Source organism: Stenotrophomonas sp. HMWF003, assembly GCF_003061285.1.
GTDB lineage: Bacteria > Pseudomonadota > Gammaproteobacteria > Xanthomonadales > Xanthomonadaceae > Stenotrophomonas > Stenotrophomonas maltophilia_AP.
The window spans coordinates 3,616-9,981 of record NZ_QAIW01000169.1 but is presented as its reverse complement, the minus strand read 5'-3'; the positions used below and the strand labels follow the sequence as shown (position 1 = coordinate 9,981).

Below are 6,366 nucleotides of genomic sequence, written 5' to 3'. Positions count from 1 at the left end.
GGACGTATAGGTCGCGTCCTTCGGCGGCATCTTGTTGCCCACGTTCACCACCGACAGCGACAGGCGCGAATGGTCGTCCACGCGGTACTGCACCGATACGTTGTAGCGGTACGTCGCCCCGATCCACGGACTGTCGCCGCTCTCCGGATCGAAGCTCTGGTCATAGCTGTCGTAGGTCGGCAGCTTGCCCAGCCGCGACCCGTACAGCGTGGCCGACCACGCATCGTTCTCCCAGGTGATGCTGGCGCTGGTCTTGGTGCGCGGAATGTCGAACCCGCTGTTCACCGCGAACTTGTCCTCCACCACATCGCCGTCGAACTGCTGGAAATCGTGCGTCTTCACCCAGGTGTGGTTGCCGCTCAGGATGAAATCGCCGATGCCCGTGGTCAGCCGGTAACGCACGCCCACGTCGATGCCCTGCGTGGTCTCGCGCGCGATGTTGACCGGGTTGACGTGCACCCCGTACAGGCGGCCGTCGCTGGTGCGGGTGACGCGACTGATCGCATCGACACAGGTCGGCGAGTTCGCATCGGCATTGCCCAGGCGGCAGGCCGCTTCATCACGCAGGATGGTGCCCACGTCCATGTCCTTCACCTGGTCGCGCATGTCGATGTCGAACCAGTCCACCGACAGGTCCAGGCCCACCGCCGGCGACCACACGAACCCGGCGCTCCACGACGTGCTGGTTTCCGGATCCAGCTGGCGGTTGCCTTCGCGCGTGCGGATCAGGTTTTCTTCGTAGTCCGAGCAGTCATCCGCGCCGTCCAGCTGGCAGGCGTAGTAGTCGTTGTTGCTGGTTTCATCGTTGCCCGGGCCGGCGTACACGTAGTGCAGGTCCGGCGCGCGGAACGCGGTGCCGTACGAGCCGCGCACCAGCAGGCTGTCGATCGGGCGCCACTCGATGCCGCCGCTCCAGGTTGCCTTGCCGATGCTGTTGCCCGAGTAGCGGTACTGGTCGTAGCGGCCGGCCACGCTCACGTTGAGCGTGTCATGCAGCGGCAGGCGCAGCTCGGCCGCAGTGGCCCAGCGGTTGCGGCTGCCATGGCCGTCCGAGTCCTTCCAGCTGTAGTAGTAGTACTCAGTCGCCAGCGGATCGGGGTTGAGCGCGTAGGACTGGTTGCCGAACTCGGCGGTGGCGGCGAACCCGGCCTTGCCGCCCGGCAGTTCGAACAGCTCGCCGTTGGTCAGGGTCAGCGCGGCCGTGTCGGTGCGCGACTTCGGCGTATAGGTCGTCTTCGCGGCGATCGAATCGTACTCGGCGCGGCTCAGTGGCCGGTACAGGCGCGCCGGATCGGCGTTGAACACCGGGAACACGTTGTCGTCGTCATCGGTGTACTCGCCCAGCTGCTCGCCCAGGAACAGCGCATTGGCCTTGGACGCGATGATCTGCGGCCAGCGGATCGACGACTGGTACTGCGAATGGCTCAGCGACGCTTCGTAGTCCCAGTTCGGGCCCAGGCTGCCCTTGAAGCCGGTGGTCACGCTGAAGGTCTTCTGGGTACTGCGGATCATCCCGTTGCGCAGCCCGCCCATTTCCTCGGGTGAGAACTGGCGCTGCCAGAACTCCACCTGGTCGGTGGCCTGGTTGTAGAAGTAGCCGTCTTCGTTGCCGTCGGCGGCCATCCGGCCCCACTGGGTCACGTCGCGCATCAGCGCGATGTCGTGGTAGCCCATCTGCACGTCGGCAAACCAGGTGGTGCCATTGTCGAAGGCATAGTTGAGCGAGGCGTAGCCATTCACGCCGCGGCGCTTGCTCAGGATCGTGCCGTAGCCGATGGAGCGGTCGCTGCCGCAGTAGAAGCCGTAGCGGGGGCGCTCGGCATACTGGGTGCTGCCGCGGTTCTGGCCGGCCAGCGCATCGCAGGTGGCCTGGCCCGGGTCCAGGTAATCGTCGTTGTAGTCGGTGCGCAGGTAGGCACGGCGCGCGGCGCGGGCGCTCTCGGTGGGCGCGTCCAGGGTGGAATCCTGCTGGCTGCGCTCGTAGGCCCACAGCGGCGTCTGCGACTGCAGTTCCAGGCTGTACACCGCACTGAAGCGGCCGGCATCGAAGCCGCTGGCCAGGCTGATGTCGAACGAATCGGCGCCGCCTTCGGTGGCCGTGCCCATGCGGACGTCCACCGTGGTGCCATCCGCGTGCTTCTTGAGGATGAAGTTGACCACCCCGGCAATCGCATCCGACCCGTAGATCGCCGAGGCGCTGCCGGTCAGCACTTCGATCCGCTCGATCATCCCGATCGGGATGTTGGACACGTCGGTGAAGTTGCTGCGGCCCTGGAACGGCATCGGGAAGTCGGCGATGCGACGGCCATTGACCAGCACCAGGGTGTGGTTCGGGCCCAGACCGCGCAGATCGACCTGCTGCGCACCCGGCGAGAAGTCCGCGCCGCTGGAGGACTGCTGGCTCTGGGTTTCACCGCCGTTCTGGGACATCGACCGCAGCACGTCCGGCACGCTGGTGAAGCCGCTGGCCTGGATCTGCTCGGCAGTGATCACCGTGACCGGGGCGGGGCCCTCGACCTGGGCGCGCGGAATGCGCGAACCGGTGACCTGCACCGTGTCCAGTTGCTGCACCCCGGACGCGGCCGGCGCCTGGGCGCCTGCGGTTGCGGCCACACCCATCAACGCCAGCTGGATCGACCACGCCATCGCCTGTTTACGCATGAGAATTCTCGAGAAGAAAGTGTCGGCCTCGAGGGAGGCCTGTCCCCCATTCACATTTCGCGAATGGACGGCGCGCATTTAACGCCTTTTTTACGGGCTTGACCACTACCGATTTCTCTGGCAAAGAGTGAAAGCGCTTACACCCGGTTTTTGTTCAGGGAGATCAACGTGCACAAGGCTTTCCGCCCGTTCGCGCCGATGCTTGGGCTGCTGCTCAGCCTGGCCCTGCCCAGCCACGCGCAGTCCGTCCTGGACCCCGGCTACCGCTATTACGAGGTGGGCGATCTGGATGCCGCCCCGGCCCGCCACACCGAACCGGCGATGATGCTGATGGGCGGCGGCGAGTGGGTTCCCGAGGCCTTCCAGTGGTGGCTGCAACGCGCCGGGCACGGCCGCGTAGTGATCCTGCGCGCCTCCGGCGCCGACGAGCTGCAACAGCGCCTGTACCGCGATATCGGCGGTGCCGCCTCGGTGCAGACCCTGGTCTTCGACAGCCGCCGGGGCGCCGACGACCCGGCCGTGCTGCGGGTCGTGGCGGCGGCCGATGCGATCTTCATCGCCGGCGGCGACCAGTCCCGCTACATCCGCTTCTGGAAGGGCACCGCGCTCAACGAAGCGCTCAATGCGCACGTCCGTGCCGGCCGGCCGATCGCCGGCACCAGTGCCGGCCTGGCCATCCTGGGCGGCTACAGCTACGGCGCGATGGACGGCGGCAGCATCACCTCGGCCACCGCACTGCGCGATCCGATGGGGGGCGAAGTCACCCTGGACAGCGACTTCCTGACCATGCCGTACCTGTCCAACGTGGTCACCGACACCCATTTCGGCAAGCGCGACCGCCTCGGCCGGTTGATCGTGTTCGTGGCCCGGGCGGCGCAGCAGGCCGGGCGCGAGGACATGGTGGGCATCGGCGTGGACGAGGACACCGCCCTGTGCGTGGAAGCCGACGGGCGCGGCCGCGTGCTCAGCAGGAATGGCGGCTACGCCTGGCTGGTGATGCCGCGCCACACCGCCGACCGCCTGCGCGATGGCGAGCCGCTGGATTTCCACGCCATCCCGGTCACCGGCGTGGGCAGCGGCAGCCTGCTGCACCTGGACGGGTTCCGCGTGGACGATGCGGCCTTCCAGGTCACGGCCGATATCCGCGACGGCGGCCTGGAGCTGCGGTAGCCCGCGACCGCGGGGCGTGGAACGCCCGGCCCACGCGCGCGCCGGCAGGGCAGGGTGTGGGCCTACCCGCACCGCGCATCTGCGGCCATGATGGGGCTCCCAACCTGCCGGTGCCGTCCATGTCCCGTCCAACCGCGTTGCTGCTGTCGCTGTGCCTGTCGATCCCGCTGGTGGCCACGGCTGCCGCGCCGGTACTGGTCATCCATGGTGGCGCCGGCGTGGAGCGCAAGGACCTGACGCCGGCCGAGGAAAAGGCCGCACGTGCCGCGTTGCGCCAGGCGCTGCTCAGCGGCCACCAGGCGCTGGCAGCCGGCAAGCCCGCACTGGAGGCAGTGACCGCGGCGATCACCGTGCTCGAAGACGATCCCACCTTCAATGCCGGCAAGGGCGCGGTATTCACCCATGACGGCCGCAACGAGCTGGACGCATCGCTGATGGACGGCGCCACCCTGAAAGCCGGCGCGGTGGCCGGCGTGCAGCGGGTGCGCAACCCGATCCTGCTGGCCGAAGCGGTGATGCAGCACTCCGCGCACGTGATGATGGTGGGGCAGGGCGCCGAAACCTTCGCCGCCGGCCAGGGCATCGCGCTGGTCGACCCGGCCTACTTCCGTACTGAAAAGCGCTGGCAACAGCTGCAGAAGGCGCTCCGGGAAGAGGCCAGCGGACAGGCGCACGCAGACCTGGAAACCGCACGCCACTTCGGCACGGTCGGCGCGGTGGCACTGGATGCGCAGGGCCATCTCGCCGCGGGCACCTCGACCGGCGGCATGACCAACAAGCGCTACGGTCGCGTGGGCGATTCGCCGATCATCGGCGCGGGCACCTATGCCAACGCCACCTGTGCGGTGTCGGGCACCGGCTGGGGCGAGTACTACATCCGCACGGCGGCCGCGCACGACATCTGCGCGCGCATGCAGTACCTCAAGCAGGGGCCGGTGGAAGCGGGGCGCGCGGTGATCAACGATCGCATTCCCGCGCTCGGTGGCGACGGCGGCGCGATCGTGCTCGCCGCAGATGGTCGCGTGGCCGCGCCGTTCAACACGCAGGGCATGTATCGGGGCTGGATCGGCGCCGACGGCGTGCCGCACGTGGCCATCTTTGCCGACGAACCGCTGCCGCTGCCGGGGCAATAGCCTGCTGCGTCAGGGCTTTTCGCACTTCGTGTGAAAAAGTTGAAAAAGAGTGTTGACAGAACCCCCGTTAATCTCCAAAATTCACGGCTCTTCCACCCCACACCGAAAACGCTTCGGCGCCACGGGACAGGGTGGTAAGGAGGGATACCCAAGCGGCCAACGGGGGCAGACTGTAAATCTGCTGGCTTACGCCTTCGGTGGTTCGAATCCACCTCCCTCCACCAGTTTCATGTTGTGGCAAAGGCTTCCGATGCGGGAGTAGTTCAATGGTAGAACCTCAGCCTTCCAAGCTGATGGTGCGGGTTCGATCCCCGTCTCCCGCTCCATTGAATGAGTTTGAATCTAATCAAATTCGTGCCATAATACAAAACTCGCTCACGTAGCTCAGTCGGTAGAGCACCTCCTTGGTAAGGAGGAGGTCGAAGGTTCGATTCCTTTCGTGAGCACCATCTAAGTGCCACCATTCAGACGATTTCGAGATAAGCAGCCATGGCCAAGGGTAAGTTCGAGCGCACCAAGCCGCACGTCAACGTCGGCACCATCGGTCACGTCGACCACGGCAAGACCACGCTGACCGCCGCACTGACCAAGATCGGTGCCGAGCGCTTCGGTGGCGAGTTCAAGGATTACTCCTCGATCGACGCCGCGCCGGAAGAAAAGGCCCGTGGCATCACGATCTCGACCGCGCACGTCGAATACGAATCCACCGAGCGTCATTACGCCCACGTGGATTGCCCGGGCCATGCTGACTACGTCAAGAACATGATCACCGGTGCTGCCCAGATGGACGGCGCGATCCTGGTCTGCTCGGCTGCTGACGGCCCGATGCCGCAGACCCGCGAGCACATCCTGCTGTCGCGCCAGGTCGGCGTGCCGTACATCGTCGTGTTCCTGAACAAGGCCGACATGGTGGACGACGCTGAGCTGCTGGAACTGGTCGAAATGGAAGTCCGCGAGCTGCTGAGCAAGTACGACTTCCCGGGCGACGACACCCCGATCATCGCGGGTTCGGCCCGTCTGGCGCTGGAAGGCGACCAGAGCGATATCGGCGTGCCGGCCGTGATCAAGCTGGTCGAAGCTCTCGACAGCTGGATCCCGACCCCGGAGCGTGACATCGACAAGCCGTTCCTGATGCCGGTGGAAGACGTGTTCTCGATCTCGGGCCGCGGCACCGTGGTGACCGGTCGTATCGAGCGCGGCGTGATCAAGGTCGGCGAAGAAATCGAAATCGTCGGTATCCGTCCGGTCCAGAAGACCACCGTCACCGGCGTGGAAATGTTCCGCAAGCTGCTGGACCAGGGTCAGGCAGGTGACAACGCCGGTCTGCTGCTGCGCGGCACCAAGCGTGACGACGTCGAGCGTGGCCAGGTGCTGGCCAAGCCGGGTTCGATCAAGCCGCACA

At 66.3% G+C, this 6,366-nt stretch carries 4 protein-coding genes and 3 tRNA genes; 6 read left to right on the top strand and 1 reads right to left on the bottom strand.

Translation table 11 applies throughout. From position 1 onward, the window contains the following. On the bottom strand, positions 1-2,661 hold a 2,661-nt coding region (locus tag DBR34_RS07005), incomplete at its 3' end, for a TonB-dependent receptor (RefSeq protein ID WP_128096252.1). Between the two features lie 198 nt (positions 2,662-2,859). Between DBR34_RS07005 and DBR34_RS07000 the strand changes: the two genes are divergently transcribed. The 6 genes from DBR34_RS07000 to tuf form a co-directional block, all read left to right on the top strand. Then, complete coding sequence (locus DBR34_RS07000) at positions 2,860-3,831, top strand: cyanophycinase (RefSeq protein ID WP_128096254.1); 972 nt, start codon at positions 2,860-2,862, stop codon at positions 3,829-3,831. Between the two features lie 119 nt (positions 3,832-3,950). Then, positions 3,951-4,964, top strand: coding sequence for an isoaspartyl peptidase/L-asparaginase (locus DBR34_RS06995; RefSeq protein WP_128096251.1), 1,014 nt, complete (start codon positions 3,951-3,953; stop codon positions 4,962-4,964). 138 nt (positions 4,965-5,102) lie between these two features. Continuing rightward, positions 5,103-5,188: transfer RNA gene (locus DBR34_RS06990), tRNA-Tyr, on the top strand. A gap of 28 nt (positions 5,189-5,216) precedes the next feature. Further along, positions 5,217-5,290, top strand: a tRNA-Gly gene (locus DBR34_RS06985). A 47-nt stretch (positions 5,291-5,337) separates the two neighbouring features. Continuing rightward, positions 5,338-5,413, top strand: a tRNA-Thr gene (locus DBR34_RS06980). Positions 5,414-5,453: 40 nt separating this feature from the next. Continuing rightward, positions 5,454-6,366: elongation factor Tu (gene tuf / locus DBR34_RS06975; RefSeq protein WP_128096253.1), on the top strand; the 913-nt coding region annotated here is incomplete at its 3' end.

Bases quoted from the DNA above. Each gene is read 5' to 3' on its own strand.
- DBR34_RS07000 (WP_128096254.1), top strand. From the start codon at position 2,860: ATGCTTGGGCTGCTGCTCAGCCTGGCCCTGCCCAGCCACGCGCAGTCC.
- DBR34_RS06995 (WP_128096251.1), top strand. From the start codon at position 3,951: ATGTCCCGTCCAACCGCGTTGCTGCTGTCGCTGTGCCTGTCGATCCCG.